The sequence below is a fragment of the Nocardioides sp. Z22_16 genome (genome assembly GCF_058134365.1).
The window spans coordinates 260,326-278,800 of record NZ_JBYTTI010000001.1 but is presented as its reverse complement, the minus strand read 5'-3'; the positions used below and the strand labels follow the sequence as shown (position 1 = coordinate 278,800).

Annotated in this window: 16 protein-coding genes; 11 read left to right on the top strand and 5 right to left on the bottom strand. The window is 73.9% G+C overall.

The window, feature by feature from the left end:
- Positions 1-8: 8 nt before the first annotated feature.
- Positions 9-851, bottom strand: a complete 843-nt coding sequence (locus tag AC3X7R_RS01360; RefSeq protein WP_489963749.1) for an SDR family NAD(P)-dependent oxidoreductase — start codon at positions 849-851, stop codon at positions 9-11.
- Between the two features lie 63 nt (positions 852-914).
- On the opposite strand from AC3X7R_RS01360, the gene AC3X7R_RS01355 reads away from it, so the two are divergent.
- The 5 genes from AC3X7R_RS01355 to AC3X7R_RS01335 all read left to right on the top strand — a co-directional run bounded on the left by AC3X7R_RS01355 (position 915) and on the right by AC3X7R_RS01335 (position 8,275).
- Entirely contained in the window at positions 915-1,355 is a 441-nt protein-coding gene (locus tag AC3X7R_RS01355; protein WP_489963748.1) for a pyridoxamine 5'-phosphate oxidase family protein, read from the top strand.
- A 46-nt stretch (positions 1,356-1,401) separates the two neighbouring features.
- Positions 1,402-5,361 (top strand): ATP-dependent RNA helicase HrpA, encoded by a 3,960-nt coding sequence (gene hrpA, locus AC3X7R_RS01350; protein ID WP_489963747.1) that lies wholly within the window; start codon positions 1,402-1,404, stop codon positions 5,359-5,361.
- A gap of 118 nt (positions 5,362-5,479) precedes the next feature.
- A complete protein-coding gene (locus AC3X7R_RS01345) occupies positions 5,480-6,082 on the top strand; it encodes a hypothetical protein (RefSeq protein ID WP_489963746.1) in 603 nt (200 codons plus the stop codon).
- A gap of 180 nt (positions 6,083-6,262) precedes the next feature.
- Positions 6,263-6,775: a type II toxin-antitoxin system PemK/MazF family toxin gene (locus AC3X7R_RS01340; protein WP_489963745.1), complete on the top strand. Its 513-nt coding sequence runs from the start codon at positions 6,263-6,265 to the stop codon at positions 6,773-6,775.
- Between the two features lie 105 nt (positions 6,776-6,880).
- The gene (locus AC3X7R_RS01335; protein WP_489963744.1) at positions 6,881-8,275 is read left to right on the top strand and encodes an ABC transporter substrate-binding protein; all 1,395 of its coding nucleotides are present in this window, start codon (positions 6,881-6,883) and stop codon (positions 8,273-8,275) included.
- Between the two features lie 67 nt (positions 8,276-8,342).
- Here AC3X7R_RS01335 and AC3X7R_RS01330 read toward each other — a convergent pair whose 3' ends face one another.
- Both AC3X7R_RS01330 and AC3X7R_RS01325 read right to left on the bottom strand, forming a co-directional pair.
- On the bottom strand, positions 8,343-9,698 hold the full coding sequence (locus AC3X7R_RS01330; RefSeq protein WP_489963743.1) for an HRDC domain-containing protein: 1,356 nt from the start codon (positions 9,696-9,698) through the stop codon (positions 8,343-8,345).
- Positions 9,695-10,321, bottom strand: a complete 627-nt coding sequence (locus AC3X7R_RS01325; RefSeq protein WP_489963742.1) for a DUF3000 domain-containing protein — start codon at positions 10,319-10,321, stop codon at positions 9,695-9,697. Before AC3X7R_RS01325 ends, AC3X7R_RS01330 begins: the two co-directional genes overlap by 4 nt.
- 72 nt (positions 10,322-10,393) lie before the next feature.
- On the opposite strand from AC3X7R_RS01325, the gene hemE reads away from it, so the two are divergent.
- Complete coding sequence (hemE, locus tag AC3X7R_RS01320; RefSeq protein WP_489963741.1) at positions 10,394-11,434, top strand: uroporphyrinogen decarboxylase; 1,041 nt, start codon at positions 10,394-10,396, stop codon at positions 11,432-11,434.
- Here the strand turns inward: hemE and AC3X7R_RS01315 are convergent.
- Positions 11,419-12,369, bottom strand: coding sequence for a DUF4349 domain-containing protein (locus AC3X7R_RS01315; protein WP_489963740.1), 951 nt, complete (start codon positions 12,367-12,369; stop codon positions 11,419-11,421). The two genes, hemE and AC3X7R_RS01315, sit on opposite strands and share 16 nt — an antisense overlap.
- Before the next feature lie 46 nt (positions 12,370-12,415).
- Entirely contained in the window at positions 12,416-13,348 is a 933-nt protein-coding gene (locus AC3X7R_RS01310; RefSeq protein WP_489963739.1) for a LysR family transcriptional regulator, read from the bottom strand.
- A gap of 210 nt (positions 13,349-13,558) precedes the next feature.
- Here AC3X7R_RS01310 and AC3X7R_RS01305 point away from each other — a divergent pair, with 210 nt between their 5' ends.
- From AC3X7R_RS01305 to AC3X7R_RS01285, 5 genes are read left to right on the top strand one after another with little or no spacing between them, the layout of a single operon-like run.
- Positions 13,559-14,746, top strand: coding sequence for an SfnB family sulfur acquisition oxidoreductase (locus AC3X7R_RS01305; RefSeq protein ID WP_489963738.1), 1,188 nt, complete (start codon positions 13,559-13,561; stop codon positions 14,744-14,746).
- A gap of 44 nt (positions 14,747-14,790) precedes the next feature.
- A complete protein-coding gene (locus AC3X7R_RS01300; protein ID WP_489963737.1) occupies positions 14,791-15,960 on the top strand; it encodes an LLM class flavin-dependent oxidoreductase in 1,170 nt (389 codons plus the stop codon).
- Positions 15,957-16,499, top strand: coding sequence for an NADPH-dependent FMN reductase (locus tag AC3X7R_RS01295; protein WP_489963736.1), 543 nt, complete (start codon positions 15,957-15,959; stop codon positions 16,497-16,499). Before AC3X7R_RS01300 ends, AC3X7R_RS01295 begins: the two co-directional genes overlap by 4 nt.
- Entirely contained in the window at positions 16,496-17,098 is a 603-nt protein-coding gene (locus AC3X7R_RS01290) for a flavin reductase family protein (RefSeq protein ID WP_489963735.1), read from the top strand. Before AC3X7R_RS01295 ends, AC3X7R_RS01290 begins: the two co-directional genes overlap by 4 nt.
- Positions 17,095-18,471 carry an MFS transporter gene (locus AC3X7R_RS01285; RefSeq protein ID WP_489963734.1) on the top strand — a complete coding sequence of 459 codons (1,377 nt, stop codon included), beginning with the start codon at positions 17,095-17,097 and terminating at the stop codon, positions 18,469-18,471. Before AC3X7R_RS01290 ends, AC3X7R_RS01285 begins: the two co-directional genes overlap by 4 nt.
- The last annotated feature ends 4 nt before the right edge of the window (positions 18,472-18,475 follow it).

The window sequence follows — 18,475 nt, the reverse complement described above, 5'->3', positions numbered from 1 at the left end:
GGGTCGCCTCAGATCACCTTGGTACGGGCCGGCAGCGCCCGCCGCGCGACCCGGGCCACCAGGTCCTGGTAGCGCGCCCCGGTGGTCTTGGCCAGGTGGTGCAGCGCGTGCGCGTCGGCGCCCACCAGCACCCGGGGCTTGCCGGCCAGCACGCCCTTGACGATGACCCGCGCCGCCTCCTCGGGCTCGGTGCGGGCCAGCCGCTGGTCGAAGAAGTCGGCGGTGCGCTGCTTGTCGTCGGGGTCGGAGACCCGGGCGTTGCGGGCGATCGCCGTCCTGATCCCGCCGGGGTGGACGACGGTCACGCCGACCGGGTGTCCGGCGACGATCATCTCCTCGCGCAGCGCCTCGGACATGCCGCGCACCGCGAACTTCGAGGCGCAGTACATGCTCTGGCCCGGCATCGAGACCAGGCCGAAGAGCGAGGAGAGGTTGACCACGTGGCCGTCGCCCGAGGCGATCAGGTGGGGCAGGAAGGCCTTGGTCCCGTGGACCACGCCCCAGAAGTTGATCCCCATGATCCACTCCATGTCGCCGGGCTCCAGGTCGGTGAAGTCCCCGGCCAGCGCGACGCCGGCGTTGTTGACGATCACGTTGACCCGGCCGAAGTGGGCGGCCACCTCGTCGGCGTACGCCGTGAACGCGGCGCGGTCGGAGACGTCGAGCCGGTCGGCGCGCACCTCCCTGGCCCCCGCGGCACGGGCCAGCTCGGCGGTCTCGGCCAGGCCGGTCTCGTCCACGTCGGAGAGGGCCAGCAGGGCGCCGCGCCCCGCCGTCTCCAGGGCCAGTGCCCGCCCGATACCCGACGCGGCTCCGGTGATGGCGACGACCTTGGCGTCCAGTGTCCTCATGCGGGCGACCCTAGCGGTCCGCGGCCTCTCGCACCGGGGACCGCGGCATGCCACCATGGGGGCATGGAAGAGGTGGCCGAGCTCTCGCTCGACGAGAGCCGTGCGCTGCTGCGCGGCGACGTGGTCGGGCGGGTCGCGTTCACCACGCCGCACGGGCCGCGGATCGTGCCGGTCAACTACACCGTCAACGACGGGGTGCTGGAGATCCGCACCACCTCCTACTCCGAGCTGGCCACCCACGGGCCCGGCGCCACCGTGGCGTTCGAGATCGACCACCTCGACCGCGAGCTGAAGAGCGGGTGGAGCGTCGTCGTGCTGGGGCTCTGCGAGCGGGTGCTGGACCCGTCGGCCGCCGTCTTCGACCCGCCCGTCGACCTTCCCCAGCCCTGGGCCGGAGGCAACCGCCCGATGATGCTGCGCATCACCGCGCAGGACGTGACGGGCCGGCGGGTCGGGGTCGCGGAGTGGCCACACCCCGTTGTCGCGGACCCGCCCGGGGCCTGACCGGCCCTCGGCCGACTGCCCCGCGCCGGGCACAATGGTGCCCACCATGCCCAGCAGCGATCCCGTCAGCGGACCCGGGGACCGGCCCGACGCGGAGCCCGGCTCCGGTGACCTGACGATCACCTACCCCGCCGAGCTCCCGGTCTCGCAGCGCCGTGATGACATCGCCGAGGCGATCCGGGACCACCAGGTGGTGATCGTGGCCGGCGAGACCGGGTCGGGCAAGACCACCCAGCTGCCCAAGATCTGTCTCGAGCTGGGCCGGGGCCGGCGCGGCGAGGACGGCCGCGGCGGCCTGATCGGCCACACCCAGCCGAGGCGGATCGCGGCCCGCTCGGTGGCGGAGCGGATCGCCGAGGAGCTGGGCACCGAGCTCGGTGACCTGGTCGGCTACCAGGTCCGGTTCACCGCGCGGACCTCGGCGTCCTCGCGGGTCAAGCTGATGACCGACGGGATCCTGCTCGCCGAGCTCCAGCGCGACCGGATGCTGCGCCGCTACGACACGATCATCATCGACGAGGCCCACGAGCGCAGCCTCAACATCGACTTCCTGCTCGGCTACCTCAAGCGGCTGCTGCCCCGCCGTCCCGACCTCAAGGTGATCGTCACCTCCGCCACCATCGACGTGGACCGGTTCGCCGAGCACTTCTCCGACCCCCAGGGCCGGCCGGCGCCGGTGATCGAGGTCTCGGGCCGCACCTGGCCGGTCGAGGTCCGCTACCGCGCGCTGCGCGAGCTGCCCGAGTCGGACGAGGAGGGGGAGCCGGTCACGCGCGACCAGACCGAGGCGATCCTCGACGCCGTCCGGGAGCTCTCCCGGGAGGGCCCCGGTGACGTGCTGATCTTCCTCCCCGGCGAGCGGGAGATCCGCGACACCGCCGACGCCCTGGAGTCGCTGGGCTCCGACCGGCTCGAGGTGGTCCCGCTCTACTCGCGGCTCTCCGCCGCCGAGCAGCACCGGGTCTTCTCCAGCCACCCCTCGACCGTGCGCCGCGTCGTCCTGGCCACCAACGTCGCCGAGACCTCGCTGACCGTCCCCGGCATCCGGTACGTCGTGGACACCGGGGTCGCCCGGATCTCCCGCTACTCGGCGCGGACCAAGGTGCAGCGCCTGCCCATCGAGCCGATCAGCCAGGCGTCGGCCAACCAGCGCTCCGGCCGCTGCGGGCGGGTCGCGGAGGGGATCGCGATCCGCCTCTACTCCGAGGAGGACTTCGAGTCCCGCCCGGAGTTCACCGACGCCGAGATCCTGCGCACCAACCTCGCCTCGGTGATCCTGCAGATGACCTCGCTCGGGCTGGGCGACCTGGCGCGGTTCCCCTTCGTGGACCCCCCGGACCGGCGCAACATCACCGCCGGGATCCAGCTGCTGGAGGAGCTCGGCGCCATGGCGTCGTCCGACGGCGCGCAGCCGTCGTCCCGCGACGCGCAACGTCATGGCGAGCGGTCGCCGGGGCAGCCGACCGCCATGACGTCCCGGAAGGGGCGGGGCCGGCAGCAGGACGGGCCGCGGCTGACGAAGCTCGGTCAGCGCCTGGCCCGGCTGCCCATCGACCCGCGCCTGGGGCGCATGGTGCTGGAGGCCGAGCGGCTCGGGTGCGTGCGGGAGGTCATCGTGATCGCCGCCGCGCTCTCCCTGCAGGACCCGCGCGAGCGGCCGGCGGACAAGCAGGCCCAGGCCGACCAGCTGCACGCCCGCTTCAAGGACAAGTCGTCGGACTTCCTGACCTGGCTCAACCTGTGGCGCCACCTCAAGGAGCAGCAGCGCGAGCTCTCCTCCAGCGCCTTCCGCCGGATGTGCCGGCGCGAGTTCCTCAACTACCTGCGGGTGCGGGAGTGGCAGGACTTCGAGTCGCAGCTGCGCCAGGTCTGCAAGGAGATGAAGATCGACGTCGGCCGGCCGGCCGACACCCCCGACGCCGACGGCATCCACCAGGCGCTCCTCTCCGGCCTGCTCTCCCACATCGGTGCCCTGGAGGAGCGGGAGAAGCCACGCCCCGGCGCGTCGGGCCGTCGTCCCATGCGCGAGTACGTCGGCGCCCGCGGCGCCCGGTTCGCGATCTTCCCCGGCTCGGTGCTCAAGGGGAGCAACCCGGCGTTCCTGATGGCCGGGGAGCTGGTCGAGACCAGCCGGCTGTGGGCGCGGCAGAACGCCGCGATCAAGCCGGAGTGGGCCGAGCGGCTCGGCGCCCACCTGGTCAAGCGCTCCTACAGCGAGCCGCACTGGTCCAAGAAGCGCGCGGCCGTGATGGCGCTGGAGAAGGTGACCCTCTACGGGGTCCCGCTGGTCGCCGACCGGCCCGTCAACTACGGCCGCATCGACCCGGCCGTCGCCCGCGAGCTCTTCATCCGCCACGCCCTGGTCCAGGGGGAGTGGGCGGAGCTGACCTCGGGCCGGTACCGCTTCTACAGCCAGAACATGGAGCTGCTCGCGGAGGCCGAGGAGCTCGAGCACCGCGCCCGCCGCCGCGACCTGGTGGTCGACGAGCACACCCTCTTCGACTTCTACGACGCCCGCGTGCCGCCCGACGTGGTCAGCGGCGCGCACTTCGCCCAGTGGTGGAAGAAGGAGCGGCGCGAGCGGCCGGACCTGCTCACCTTCGACCTCGACATGCTCACCCACGACACCGTGGCCGAGGTCGAGGCCGCCGACTTCCCGACCCAGTGGCACGGGGACCACCTGACCTTCCCGATCAGCTACCACTTCGAGCCGGGCGCGGCCGACGACGGCCTCACCATCGACGTACCGGTGGCGACCCTGAACCAGGTCGACGTCGACGACTTCTCCTGGCTGGTGCCCGGCCTGCGCGAGGAGCTCGTCACCCACCTGATCCGCAGCCTGCCCAAGAACCTGCGGGTCTCCTTCGTGCCGGCGCCCAACACCGCGCGGGACTTCCTGGCCGCGGTGCCGCCGGGGGAGGAGCCGCTGCTCGACGCCCTGGAGCGCTACCTGCGCTCGGCCACCGGGGTGCACGTGCCGCGCGACGCGTGGGACTGGGAGAAGGTGCCGGCGCACCTGCGGCCCACGTTCCGGGTCGTCACCGAGGACGGCGCCGAGGCCGCGCGCGGCAAGGACCTCGAGGCGCTCAAGGCCCCGCTGCGGCCGGCGTTCGCCGCGGCGGTGGCCGAGGTCGCCCAGGACACCGGGGTGACGGCGACCGGGCAGACGACGTGGACCTTCGGCACCCTGGAGGAGTCGTTCAGCCAGCGCCGGGCCGGCCACGAGGTGCGGGGCTTCCCGGCGCTCGACGACGAGGGGGCCAGTGTCGGCCTCGGGGTCTACGGGTCGGCCGACGAGGCAGCGGCGCGCCACCGTCTCGGCGTACGCCGGCTCCTGCTGCTGGCGCTGCCGGGCTCCGCGGCGGCGCTCGCGGGGCTCTCCAACACCGAGAAGCTCGGCCTGGCCGCCTCGCCGTACCCGAGCGTCGCGGAGCTGCTGGAGGACCTGCGCGCCGCCGTGCTGAGCGACGTCGTCGACGCCCACCCGCCGGTGCGCGACCGCGCCGCCTTCGACGCGTTGCTCGCCGAGGCCGGGCGTGACCTGGAGGCGGCGGTCCGGGCGGGGATCCACGACGTGATCAAGGTGCTGGCGGCCTGGCGTGCCTGCGACAAGGCGCTCTCCGGCCGCGCCGACCTGCACACGCTCCCGGCGCTGACCGACATGCGGGCCCAGCTGGAGCGGCTCGTTCACCGCGGCTTCCTCGGCGAGGCCGGGATGCGTCAGCTGCGTCACTACCCCCGCTACCTCGCCGCGCTCGAGCACCGCCGCGAGAAGCTCGCCGGCCAGCTCGCCCGGGACCGGCAGCTGATGGAGCAGGTCGCCGACGTGCAGGCCTCCTACCTCCACCAGGTGCAGGCACTGCCGCCCGGTCGGCCGCCCGGCGAGGCGCTGCGGAAGGTGCGCTGGCTCCTCGAGGAGTACCGGGTCTCCCTGTGGGCCCAACAGCTCGGCACCGCCCAGCCGGTCTCCGACCAGCGCCTCCGCAAGGCGCTCGCCGCCACATGAGTACCCGCTTGGCCGGGGTTGTGCAGGGTTCGTGGGTGCTGCAACACCCACGAACCCTGCACAACCCCGCCTGAGCGGGGATCCAGCCGCCCACCCCAACGGACGTACGCTGGCGGGCATGGCCGAGCGACCCCACCACCGTCCGATGATGCCGGGGGACAAGCTCTTCGCCGAGATCGAGGCGGGGGCGGATCCGCTGCTCATGCAGGAGGCCGCGGACCGGGCCGCGGCGCTGCTGGTCCGGGGCGCCCGGGCCGCCGGCGACGACTCGATCGCCGAGCGGGTGGTCCACCTGGCCGACACCGAGGGGCTGGAGGTGCTGGCCGAGCTGTGGTCGGGCTCGCCGGTCGACTCCCTGGCCGGAGCGCTGTGGCGCCTCTACCTGCTGCGCTCGTGGGTGCACGCGTCGCCTCGTGAGGTGGCGGCGCAGTTCGAGGCGGGGCGGGCCGCCGCGCCGTTCGCCCGGGTCGTCGCCGGGGTGGCCGACCCGCCGGGGGTGGAGCAGCTCAAGGCGATGGTCGACCAGGTCCTGCGCGGGATCTCCGGCGGTGACTTCGCCGACGTCCTCCACCGGGCGGCCGCCTTCGCCCACGTGGTCGCGGTGGGCCGGGCGACGCTGGCCGAGCCCGACGCCCGGCACGACGCGGCGGCGCGGATGCTGACCCTGGCCGAGCAGCTCGAGGCGGCGGCCCACCTGGAGATGCGCGGCGAACTGGCCTGACGGTGACCCGATGGCGACCTGATGGCGACCGGATGGCGAGGGCCGTCCTTGCCCTGCGACTACAATGGGGCGTGGTGGTACGCCGGACCGCGGCAGCCCCGGGTCCCAAAATAAGCCGCTACGAGCGGCCACGCGCCGTGAGGCGCTCCCGGTCCGGCGTACCCCTCTAGCATGAGCGGCATGGGACTTTTCCGTCGCGCGCTCGGCGTGCTCGCCCAGAGGTCCGCCGCCCGTGCCGGAGGCCCCCGTGGCACCGCGCCCGGCTGGCCGTCCGGAGCCGCCCCAGCGACCGGTGAGCCCGTCGCAGGCCCGGTCGTGAGGTACGCCGCCGAGATCGACGGCGAGCCCGACCCGGGCGAGATCGTGTGGGGCTGGGTGCCCTACGAGGACGACCCGTCGCAGGGCAAGGACCGGCCCGTGCTGCTGCTCGCCCACCACCAGGACGCCTGGCTGGGGCTGATGCTGAGCAGCAAGGACCATGACCGGGACGCCCAGGACGAGGCCCGGTGGGGCCGCCACTGGATGGACGTGGGGACGGGGGACTGGGACCGGCAGCGCCGGCCCAGCGAGGTGCGGCTGGACCGGCTGCTCCGGCTCCAGGACGCGGCGATCCGCCGCGAGGGAGCCGCCCTGGACCGGGCGGTCTTCGACCGGGTGGTGGCCGAGGCCCGCAGGTTCCACGACTTGGGATGACGCGGCCATGACCCGTCGACCGGTCGCTCGCTAGGGTTACGGCGCGCCGTCCGCCCGCGGGTGGCCGCGCGCGCCCCGTCCCGTACCCCCCGAGGAGTCCCGTCCATGCCGTTCCGTCGTCCCGCCCTGGTGACTGCCGCACTGCTGTCCCTGGCGCTGGTCGCGGCCGGCTGCTCCGACGACGAGGCGACCCCGGAGGCGCGTCCCTCCAGCTCCGCCACCCCCGCGGAGCCCTCCCCGACCCGCGAGGCCACGCCACTCTCCCTGGGCGTCTACGGCACCGAGGAGGAGCTGGCGGCGTGGTCCGCGGTCGCCGACCAGTTCAACGCCTCCTACGACAGCGGCGAGACGACCCTGGTGGAGTGGAAGGACCACGACTCCGCGGTGGAGGCGCTCGCCGGCGGCGAGGTGCCCGACGTCTTCATGGTCGACCGGCAGGACCTGGACCAGCTGATGGGCGAGGGGCTCACCCGGCCCGTCAGCGAGCTGCTCGACGAGCGGGGAGTGGACTTCGGCGACGACTTCTCCCGCGACGCGGTCGAGTCCTTCAGCCTCGACGGCGAGCTGCAGTGCATGGCCTACTCGATCTCGCCGATGGTGATGTACCTCAACACCGACCTGATCGACTTCGACAAGATGGAACGGCGCGGGCTCGACGTCCCGTACCGCTGGGACAGGTGGACGCTGGCCGAGTTCGAGGCGGCCGCCGACTTCGCGGCCCGGCCGGGCCGCGGCACCAGCGGCTTCCACATCGACGCCTCCATCCGCGGGCTCACCCCCTTCATCCGGTCGGGAGGCGGCTCGGTCTTCGACGACGACCAGGCGCCCACCTCGCTGAGCTTCTCCGACGACGGCAGCCGGGCGGCGCTGGAGCAGTCGCTCGCCGTGCTCCGCGACGCGAGCCTGACCCTGACCGACGAGCAGCTGGAGCGGCGCTCCGCGCTGGAGTGGTTCCGCCGCGGCAAGCTGGGGATGATCGCCGGCTACCGCGACCTGGTCCCCGAGCTGCGGCAGGTGGAGGGCCTCAACTTCAACGTGATGGCGATGCCCACGCTCGAGAGCGCGAGCACCGTCGGTGAGGTCACGGGCCTGTGCATCTCGGCGCGGACCGAGGATCCCGCCGCGGCCGCCGACCTGATCTCCTACGCCGTGGGCGAGAGTGCGACGGCCCGGGTGACGCGTGCCGGGGCGATGGTTCCCGCCAACCTGGCCGTCGCCGCCTCCGACGACTTCCTGCAGCCCGGCCGCCAGCCCTCGCGCAGCCGGGTCTTCAACACCGCGGTCCGCGGGATGGTGCTGGAGCCCCTCCTGGAGTCCTGGCAGGACCTGGAGCAGGCGGTGGCCCCGCTGCTGCTGGCACTGCTGACCGAGCCTGGAGACCTCGACCTGGAGGCGATCACCGAGGAGATCGACGAGACCTCGCGCGACGTCCTGGCCGCCGAGTCGGAGGAGACCGAGGAGTCGAGCGAGACGGAGTCCCCGGACGGCGCCGAGGACTGACCGGCAGGAGCCCGGCGCCGAGGCTCCCTCCGGGGAGTCGGCCGAGGCTCCCTCCGAGGCGCGCCGCTCAGCGGCCCTCGGGGTCGCCCGTCCCGGGCTCGCCGGAGTCGTCCGGCTCCGCCGGCGGCTCGACGTCACCGGTGAGCACGGCGTCGACCAGGGCGTCGAGCACCAGCTCGACCTGCCACGGCCGCACGCCGAGCGTCGCGAGCTGCTCGGCGAGCGCGTCGGCCAGGGGGCCGGGGTCGCGGGTGGCGGGCGGTGCCCACATGGCGCGGCGCACCGGGTCGGGGCTGATCAGGTTCTCCACCGGCAGCCCGTGCTCGTCGGCGAGCTTCTTGGTCGCCTCCCGGGCCGCCTTGAACCGCCGGTCGGCGGCCGGGTCCCGGTCCGCCCAGGCACGCGGGTGCGGGGGACCGTCGCTGCGGGCCGTCCGGCTGGGCAGCTCCGACTCGGGCAGTGCCCGGACCTCGTCGAGCACCGTGACCCACCGGTTGGCGTAGCGCTCGGCGCCGCGGCCGTGGAACCCGGGCGTCCTCAGCAGGGCCTGCCGGTCGGTGGGGAGCGCGGCGGCCGCGGCCACCAGGGCGGAGTCCGGGATGATCCGGCTGGGCGTGACGTCGCGTTGGCGGGCGATCTCGTCCCGGGCCTCCCACAGGGCACGCGCCGCGCCGAGGGCGCGACGCCCGCGCAGCTTGTTGAGCCCCGACGTACGCCGCCATGCCTCGACCCGGACGGTCGGCTGGAAGCCGGTGAGGTGGGCGAACTCCTGCCGCGCCCACTCGTCCTTCCCCTGCGCCACGAGCTCGGCGGCCATGTGGTCGCGCAGCTCGACGAGGACCTCCACGTCGAGGGCGGCGTACTCGAGCCAGGAGCGCGGCAGCGGACGGGTCGACCAGTCCGCCGACGAGTGCTCCTTGCGCATCCTCAGGCCGAGGATCTGCTCCACCAGGGTGGCGAGCCCGACGCGGGGGTAGCCGAGGAGGCGGCCCGCCAGCTCGGTGTCGAAGAGGTTGACCGGCTCCAGGCCGACCTCGCGCAGGCAGGGGATGTCCTGGGTGGCGGCGTGCAGGATCCACTCCTCGTCGCCCAGCGCGTCGGCCAGCTGGGGGAGACGGGAGCCGAATGGGATCGGGTCGATCAGCCAGGTGCCGGAGTCGCCGCGACGCAGCTGGATCAGGTAGGCGCGGTTGGAGTAGCGGTAGCCGGAGGCGCGCTCGGCGTCGAGGGCGACCGGACCCGTCGCGGCGGCGAGCGCCTCGCAGGCCCGGGCGAGGGCCTCGGGGGTGTCGACCACGTCGGGCACTCCGTCGCGCAGCGTGAGCAGCGGGGCCGGCGGGGCCTCGGGCGCCTCGTCGGTGCCGGGCAGGTCGGGGTCTGGGGAGGGGTCGGGTGCGGAGCCCGTCTCCTGGTTGCGGCTCATCGGGGGTCCGGGCCTCGCTGCCCGCGGCGGCTCGGCATGGCCGTGACGCCCTCCGGGAGCGGCGGCAGCCCGGCGGCGGTGCAGAGCAGCTCACCCCACGCCTCCACGTGGGGCGCCAGGTCGAGGCCGTCGTCCCCCTCCAGCGGGGTCCAGGAGGCGCGGACCTCGAGCTGGGCGGTGCCGTCCTCGTGGGCCATCCCGCCGAAGCTCTCGGAGGCGACCCGGGTGACGGTGCCGGACTCCGAGCCCCAGCGCGCCCCGTGGGCGGAGAGGGCCTCGACGAGCCAGCTCCAGCCGACGGCGCCGAGCATCGGGTCGGTGACCAGCTCGGGGTCGATCTCGGCGCGGGCGTAGGCCACGAACCGGAAGGTGCCGTTCCAGGCGTCGTTGCCGTCGGGGTCGTGGAGCAGGATGAGCCGTCCGGTGCCCGCCTCGTGGTCGCCGACGCTGACGTCGGCGCTGAGCGCCGACGACCAGGGGGCGATGCGCTGCGGCGCCGGCATCTCCTCGCAGAAGACCTCCGGGCGCAGCGCGGCGGCGCGCAGCTGCGCGACCGCGGTCAGGAACGGAGCGGGTGCCTCAGCCGGCCCCGTGCCGGGGTGTGGCTCGGAGTGGACGACCATGAGCGCCAATCTACGTCGGGCGGCCAGCCAGCGATGTGCCAACACGCCGCCTGACCTGCGATGATCGCGGGCGTGACCTCCACCCCCACAGTCCGCGACAGTGCGTTCCTCAAGGCCGTCCGAGGCGAGCCGGTGCCGCACACCCCGGTCTGGTTCATGCGGCAGGCCGGCCGCTCGCTGCCCGAGTACCTGCGGGTCCGCGAGGGGATCGGGATGCTGGAGTCCTGCATGGACCCCGACCTGGTCGTCGAGATCACCATGCAGCCGGTCCGGCGGTACGGCGTGGACGCGGCCATCTTCTTCTCCGACATCGTGCTGCCCCTCAAGGCCGTCGGGGTCGATCTCGACATCAAGCCAGGGATCGGGCCGGTGGTGGCGAACCCGGTGCGGACCCTGGCCGACGTCGAGGCGATCCCCGACCTCACCCCCGACCACGTCCCCTTCATCACCCAGGCCGTGCGCGGCCTGGTCTCCGAGCTCGGCGCGACCCCGCTGATCGGCTTCGCGGGCGCCCCGTTCACGGTCGCCTCCTACCTGGTCGAGGGCGGTCCCTCGAAGGAGCACGCGAAGACCAAGGCGATGATGTTCGGCGCCCCCGAGGTGTGGGACGCCCTGATGCGCAAGATCGCCGGCATCGCCGCCGACTACCTGCGGGTGCAGGTGGAGGCGGGTGCCTCGGCCGTGCAGCTCTTCGACTCCTGGGCCGGGGCGCTCACCCCGCAGGACTACCGCGAGCACGTGATGCCCCACTCGGCCAGGGTGCTGGAGGCCGCGGGCGAGCTGGGCGTGCCCCGCATCCACTTCGGCGTCGGCACCACCAACCTGCTGGGCCTGATGGGCGAGGCCGGGGCCGACGTGGTGGGCATCGACTGGCGCACCCCGCTGGAGCGCGGGATCGAGCTGGTCGGCGACCGTGCGGTCCAGGGCAACCTCGACCCGACCCTGGTCTTCGCCCCCACCGAGGTGATGACCGCGCGCGCGGCCCAGGTGATCGAGGCGGGCCGCGCGGCGCGGGGCCACGTCTTCAACCTCGGCCACGGGGTCATCCCCTCCACCGACCCCGACCAGCTGGCCCGGCTCACCGACTTCGTGCAGTCCTACCCGCTGACCTGACCCGGCGTAGCGGGGCGTCGGCCGCGCCGCGGCAGCCGGCGGGCCGCCCACCAGGCGGGCACGCCCAGCAGGGCGACGACGAGCAGCCAGGGCAGCAGCACCCCGGCCACCGTGGCCAGCGCGACCGCCGCGCCGCTGAGGCCGCTCCACCCGGTCGCGAGCCCGTGCAGGAAGCCGGTCTCCTCGTCCTCGACGACCGGCTCTTCGTCGGCGGCGCGCTGCGAGATGTGGACGGTCACGGTGGCCATCGACGTCTGGTCCGCCAGGTAGGCCTGCTGCTGCTTGAGGGAGTCCAGCTCGGCCTGCCGTCGGGTCAGCTCCGCCTCGACGCTGACCACGTCGGCGATGCGCTCGGCCCGGTCCAGCAGCACCTCCACCCGCCGCAGGCTCCGCTCCTGGGCGCGGATCCGGACCTCGTTGTCGATCACCTGGGTGGTGACGTCCTCGGTGCTGCGCTCGGTCTCGAGCAGGCGCCCGGCCCCCTCGATCCGCTCGATCGCCTCCTCGTAGCTCTCGGTCGGCACCCGTAGCACCATCCGGGTCCAGGACACCTCGCCGTCGTCGGTGCTCGCCTCCTCGTCGCTGACCTCGCCGCGGAGCACGTCGGCGACCCGCTTGACCTCCTGGCGGGCCTTGGCGACGTCGGGGGAGTCAAGGGCGACCGTGGCGGTGGCGATCACCGCGCGGCGGGCCGCGGCGGGGGCGACCCCGGCGCCGCTCGCCGGGACCAGGGACCGGCCGGAGTCGGCCGCGGAATCGGCCTCGGGCGCGACCGCCCCGGCGTCGTCCGAGGTCTGCGCCTCGTCGGAGACCGCGCCACCGGATGAGGTGTCGCTGTCGGAGGACTCCGACCCGGTGCCGCAGCCGGCGAGGAGCAGTGCCGTCGTCAGCAGGGCGGCGTACGCGGGGGCTCGTCTCGCAGGTCGTCTCGTCATGGCAGTGGGACGCGGCCGCGTCGCTGCCGGTTCCGTCAGGCCCCGTTCAGCCGGCCGGGGCCTCGTCGACGACCCGCAGGGCGCTGGCCCGCCCCGCCTGGGCGAGCAGGGCGTCGCGCAGGTGGCGCTCCGGCGGGGCGACCCGGGTGCTGCGGCGCAGGCGCAGGACCAGGGCGACGGAGGTGTCCAGGCCCTCCACCGGGCGGTGCGCCAGCGCACCGACCCGGTGCAGGGGGTCGCCCTCCACGCTGAACCGGGGGAGCAGGGTGAGGCCCGCGCCGTCGGCGACCAGCGCCTTCCCCAGCTCCGCGCCGTCGGTGCTGGTGAGGGCGCGGGGCCAGGTGTCGCCGAAGAGCCGGACGCTGAGCCGGTGCATCAGGTATCCCTCGCGCATCGCCACGAACGGCTCGCGGCGCAGGTCGTCCACGTCGACGGAGTGCTGGGAGGCGAGCCGGTGGTCGCCGGGAAGCACCGCGACCACCGGTCCGGTGAGCAGCGGGGTGTCGAGCAGTCCGGCCGGCGGGTCGTCGCCCTCCAGGACGTTGACCAGGCCCAGGTCGAGGCTGCCGTCGAGGAGGCCGGAGTCGATGCTGACCTGACGGGCGTTGACCACCTCGACCCGGGCGTGGGGCTGGTCGGTGGTGAAGGCGCGCAGCGCCGGGGTGAGCAGGGTGGAGGTCGCGGCGCTGACGGTGCCCACCCGGAGCAGGCGCTCGCCGACCGACCGGTCACCGGCGGCGGTGCGGAGCCGGGCCACCGACTCCAGGACGGCCTCCACGTGCGGGAGCAGCTCGAGCCCGTCGCGCGAGATCCGCGCTCCCGAGCGCCGGCGGTCGAGCAGCACCACCCCCAGCTCGCGCTCGAGCCGGGTGATCGACTCGCTCAGGGCGGGCTGGGAGAGGTGGAGGTGCTCGCTGGCGCGCCGCAGGGATCCGTGACGGGTCACGGCCAGCAGGCACTCGAGCTGTTCGACACGCATGGCGTAATGCTACTCAATTACGCGACTTAATAGGTTTTACCGTCCACCCCCACGGCAAAACGTGCCGCGAAGTGGGGTGTTCGTCCTTGGCTGCAGATGTGGACCGGGTCTAAAGTCAACCAAGTCAGTACAGATTAATGAGATTGTGGCCGAGCGGTCGACGACCGGGAAGAGGTGCCGGATGAAGCGCACGAGCGAGAGGGGAGTGGCGTGAGCCGCGTCCCGGTCCTGGACGACGCCGCCGCGCTCGAGGTCGCGGCGCAGCTCTCCTCCCTCTTCGCCAAGGGTGCCGCCCAGCGCGACGCCGAGCGGACCACGCCGCACGAGGAGATGGCCACGCTGAAGGCCTCGGGGCTGCTCGCGGTGACGGTGCCCGCCGAGCACGGCGGACGGGACGTCTCGGTGGCCACCCTCACCGAGGTCTTCCGGCTCCTCGCGACCGCGGACCCGAGCCTCGCCCAGATCCCGCACAGCCACTTCGTCTACGTCAACCTCCTCAAGCACCAGGGCACCCCGGCCCAGCAGGCCCGGCTCTTCGCCGACGTGCTGGCCGGAGCCTCCTTCGGCAACGCGCAGTCCGAGATCGGCTCCAAGCACGTGCGCGACCACCGGACCACCCTCCTGGAGGACGGGAGCGGCGGCTGGGTGCTGAGCGGCGAGAAGGGCTACTGCACCGGTGCCCTCTTCGCCGACTGGATCCCGGTCCTGGCCCACCGCGGCCCCCTCGGCCCGATGGCCGTCGCCTGGGTGCGGCGCGACGCCGAGGGTGTGGAGGTGGTCGACGACTGGAACGGCATGGGCCAGCGCACCACCGCCAGCGGCACGGTCTCGCTGCGCGACGTGGCCGTCCCCGACGACCTGGTCACCGGGTACGCCGAGACGTTCACCGGCCCGCAGACCTACGGGGCCTTCGCCCAGGTGCTGCACGCGGCGCTGGACGCCGGCATCGCGCGGGCCGCCCTCACCGAGGCGGCGGAGTTCGTCGGCACCAAGAGCCGGCCCTACCCCGACGCCGGGGTCGCCCGAGCCGTGGAGGACCCGCTGGTGGTGCAGGCCTTCGGCCAGATGGAGGTCGCCGTGCGGGGGTGCGAGCTGCTCCTCGCGGCCGCGGCCCGGGCCGTGGACGAGGCGAACGCCGACCTCACCGAGGAGTCCGCCGGTGCCGCCAGCCTCGCCGTGGCCGCGGCCCGCGCCGCCACCACCGAGGCGTCGGTCTCGGTCTCCTCGAGGCTCTTCGAGGTCGCCGGCACCCGCGCGGCGCTGGACTCCCTCAACCTGCACCGCCACTGGCGCAACGCCCGCACCCACACCCTCCACGACCCCGCGGCCTGGAAGGTCCAGCACCTGGGTCGCTGGGTGCTTGAGGGCGTCCTGCCCCCCAACCACGGCCAGCTCTGACGGCGTACCCGCCACCCCCGCCACCCGAAGCCCGAGAGGAAGTCATGTCCCTGAAGTTCCACTGGTTCCTGCCCACCAACGGCGGTGACGGCCGCCACGTCGTCGGCGGCGGCCACGGGGTCAACCCCGGAGCCGCGGGCCGTCCCTCCGACGTGCCCTACCTGGGCCAGGTCGCCCGGGCGGCCGAGCAGTCCGGCTTCGACGCCGCCCTGACCCCGACCGGCGCCTGGTGCGACGACGCGTGGCTCTCCACCGCGATGCTCAGCCAGGTCTCGGACCGGCTCCGGTTCCTGGTCGCCTTCCGGCCGGGCCTGGTCGCGCCGTTCCTGGCGGCCCAGATGGCCGGGACCTTCCAGAACATGACCGGCGGCCGGCTGCTGCTCAACGTGGTCACCGGCGGCGAGCCCCACGAGCAGCGGATGTTCGGCGACTTCCTCGACAAGGACGCGCGGTACGCCCGCGCCGACGAGTTCCTCACCATCGTCCGCCGCCTGTGGGAGGGCGAGACCGTCGACTTCTCCGGCGAGCACCTCTCGGTGGAGGCGGCCAGGCTCAACCAGCTGCCCGACCCGATCCCGGAGATCTACTTCGGCGGCTCCTCGCCCGCCGCGGCCACCGTGGCCGCGAAGCACGCCGACGTCTACCTCACCTGGGGCGAGCCGCCGGCCGCGGTCAAGGAGAAGATCGAGTGGATCCGCTCGGTCGCCGACGCGGAGCCCTCGCGCAACGGACGCCCGATGCGCTTCGGCATCCGGCTGCACACCATCACCCGCGACACCTCCGAGGAGGCGTGGGCCGAGGCCGACCGGCTGCTCGCCGGGATCGACGAGGAGACCCTGGCCAACGTCCAGTCCGGGCTCGCCAAGAGCGAGTCCGAGGGGCAGCGGCGGATGCTCGCCCTGCACGGCGGCTCGCGCGACAACCTCGAGGTCTACCCCAACCTGTGGGCCGGGGTGGGCCTGGTCCGCGGCGGTGCCGGCACCGCCCTGGTCGGCAGCCACGAGGAGGTGGCCGACCGGATCGCGGAGTACGCCGCGCTCGGCATCGACGAGTTCGTCCTCTCCGCCTACCCGCACCTCGAGGGCGCCTACACCTTCGGCGAGGGCGTGCTGCCGATCCTCGCCGAGCGCGGCCTGTGGGACGACCCCCGCCCCGCCGCCCGGACGAGCACGGCCTCCGTCCCGTTCGCCACGGTCGGGCGGGCCGCCTCGTGACCGGGCCCCGGGTGGCCGTCGTCGTCGGCAACCCCAAGCCGGCCAGCCGCACGCTGGCCGCCGCCACCCACCTCGCCCGCGAGCTCACCGGCGCCGAGCCCGACCTGGTGGTCGACCTGGCCACCCTCGGTGCCTCGATCCTCGACTGGGCCGACGAGCACGTCGCGGCGCTGGTCGCGCAGGTGGGGGAGGCGGACCTGGTGGTCTTCGCCAGCCCCACCTACAAGGCGTCGGTCTCGGGGCTGCTCAAGGTCTTCCTCGACCGCTTCGGCTCCGGCACGCTGCGCGGGATCGCCGTCCCGCTGATGCTCGGCGCCGGCCCGGCCCACGCGCTGGCACCGGAGCTCACGCTCCGCCCGGTGCTGGCGGAGATCGGCGCCCAGACCCCCGTGCGGGGCCTCTACCTGCTCGACACCCAGCACGACGACCCCGCGGCGTACGCGCCCTGGCTCGCCGCCGCCCGTCCGGTGGTGGCCGCCCTGCTGGCCGGGACGCAGCCCCGGCCGGACTCGCCCCACCTGACAGGAGCCACCTCATGACCGTCGTCCCCGAGACCGCCGAGCAGGACCTCGACCCCCGGGTGCTGCGTGACGTCTTCGGCACCTTCCCCAGCGGGGTGGTGGCCGTCGCCGGCCGGGTGGGGGGCCAGCTGATCGGCCTCGCCGCCAGCTCCTTCACCTCCGTCAGCATCGACCCGCCGCTGGTCTCCTTCTCGATCGCCCGGACCAGCAACACCTGGCCGGCGCTCCGCGAGGCCGGTCAGCTGGGGGTCAGCGTGCTGGCCGACCACCACGACCAGCTCTGCCGCCAGCTCGCCGGCCCCGCCGAGCGCCGCTTCGACGACCTGGCGCTGCGCACCACCGCCGGCGGGGCGGTGCTGCTCGACGAGGCCGTCGCCACCTTCACCTGCTCGGTCCACCAGGAGGTGGACGCCGGGGACCACACGATCGTGCTGCTGCGGGTGCACGGCGTCCGCGCGGAGGGCGACCGCTCGCCGCTGGTCTTCCACGAGAGCGGCTTCAAGCGGCTGCACCGCGACGACCTCGACCCCGCCGCCCTGCACGGGCGGATCAACGGGGAGCCGGTCCCGGAGGGCTCCCCGGACGCCGCGCGCGCCGGCGCCGAGGACGCCGCGTGAAGGCGGCGGTCGACTCGGCGTCCGCCAGCCCCCGCAAGGTCGCGGTGGCCTCGGCGGTCGGAGCGACGATCGAGTGGTACGACTTCTTCCTCTACGGCACCGCGGCGGCCGTGGTCTTCGACAAGCTCTACTTCAACGGGCTCAGCGGGCCGGCGGCCCAGTTCGCCGCCTTCGGCACCTTCGCCGTCGGCTTCCTGGCCCGTCCGGTCGGCGGGATCATCTTCGGGCACTTCGGTGACCGCCTCGGCCGCAAGCGGATGCTGCTGCTGACCCTGCTGATCATGGGGGTCGGCACCGCCGCCATCGGCCTGCTGCCCACCTACGACCAGATCGGGATCTGGGCGCCGGTCGCCCTGGTGGTGCTGCGGGTGCTGCAGGGGATCGGCGTGGGCGGGGAGTACGGCGGTGCCGTGCTGATGGCGGTGGAGTACGCGCCCCGCGGCAGGCGCGGCTTCTTCGGCAGCTTCGCCCACATCGGGGTGCCGGGCGGGATGTTCCTCGCCGCCATCGCCTTCTCCATCGCCGGGCTGCTCCCCGAGGACCAGTTCCTCGCCTGGGGCTGGCGCGCCTGCTTCGTGGTCAGCATCCTGCTGCTCGGCGTCGGCACCTGGATCCGCCTGTCGGTGATGGAGACGCCCGCCTTCGCCAAGGTCCAGGAGGCCAAGGAGGTCTCCCGGCTCCCCCTCAAGGACCTGGTGCTCAGCCAGCCGCGACCGCTCCTGCTCGGCATGGGGACCCGCTTCATCGAGGGGTTCACCTTCAACCTCTTCTCGGTCTACCTGCTCGCCTACGTCGTGACCAACATGGGCCTGCCCCGCGACTGGGCGCTCCAGGGGATCGTGGTCGGCGCCGGTCTCGGCGTGCTGCTGGTGCCGCTCGCCGGTGCCTGGTCCGACCGGTTCGGCCGCAAGCCGGTCTACCGGATCGGCGCCTGGATCGGGCTGATCTTCGCCTTCCCGGCGGCGGCCATGATCCAGTCCGGCCACCGGGGGCTGATCTTCCTCACCTTCGTCGGCGGACTCGGCCTGGTCTACGGCGTCGTCTACGGGCCGCTGGCCGCCTTCTGGTCCGAGCTCTTCGAGACCCGCTACCGCTACACCGCGCTGAGCACGCTCTACCAGGTCTCCGGGATCGTGGCCTCCGGGCTGACGCCGCTGATCGCCGCGTGGCTGGTGACGCGAGGCGACGGGACGCTGTGGTGGGTGGCCACCTACAACGTGGCGGTCGCGGTGATCTCGCTGACCTGCGCGCGCTTCCTCCCCGAGACGCTGGGCCGCGACCTGGACACCCTGGTCGGCGGGGCGGGCGACGAGCCCCACGCCGACCTGTCCCGGCCGAGGACGCCCGGCGAGCGGGAGCCCGTGGAGGTCTGAGAGA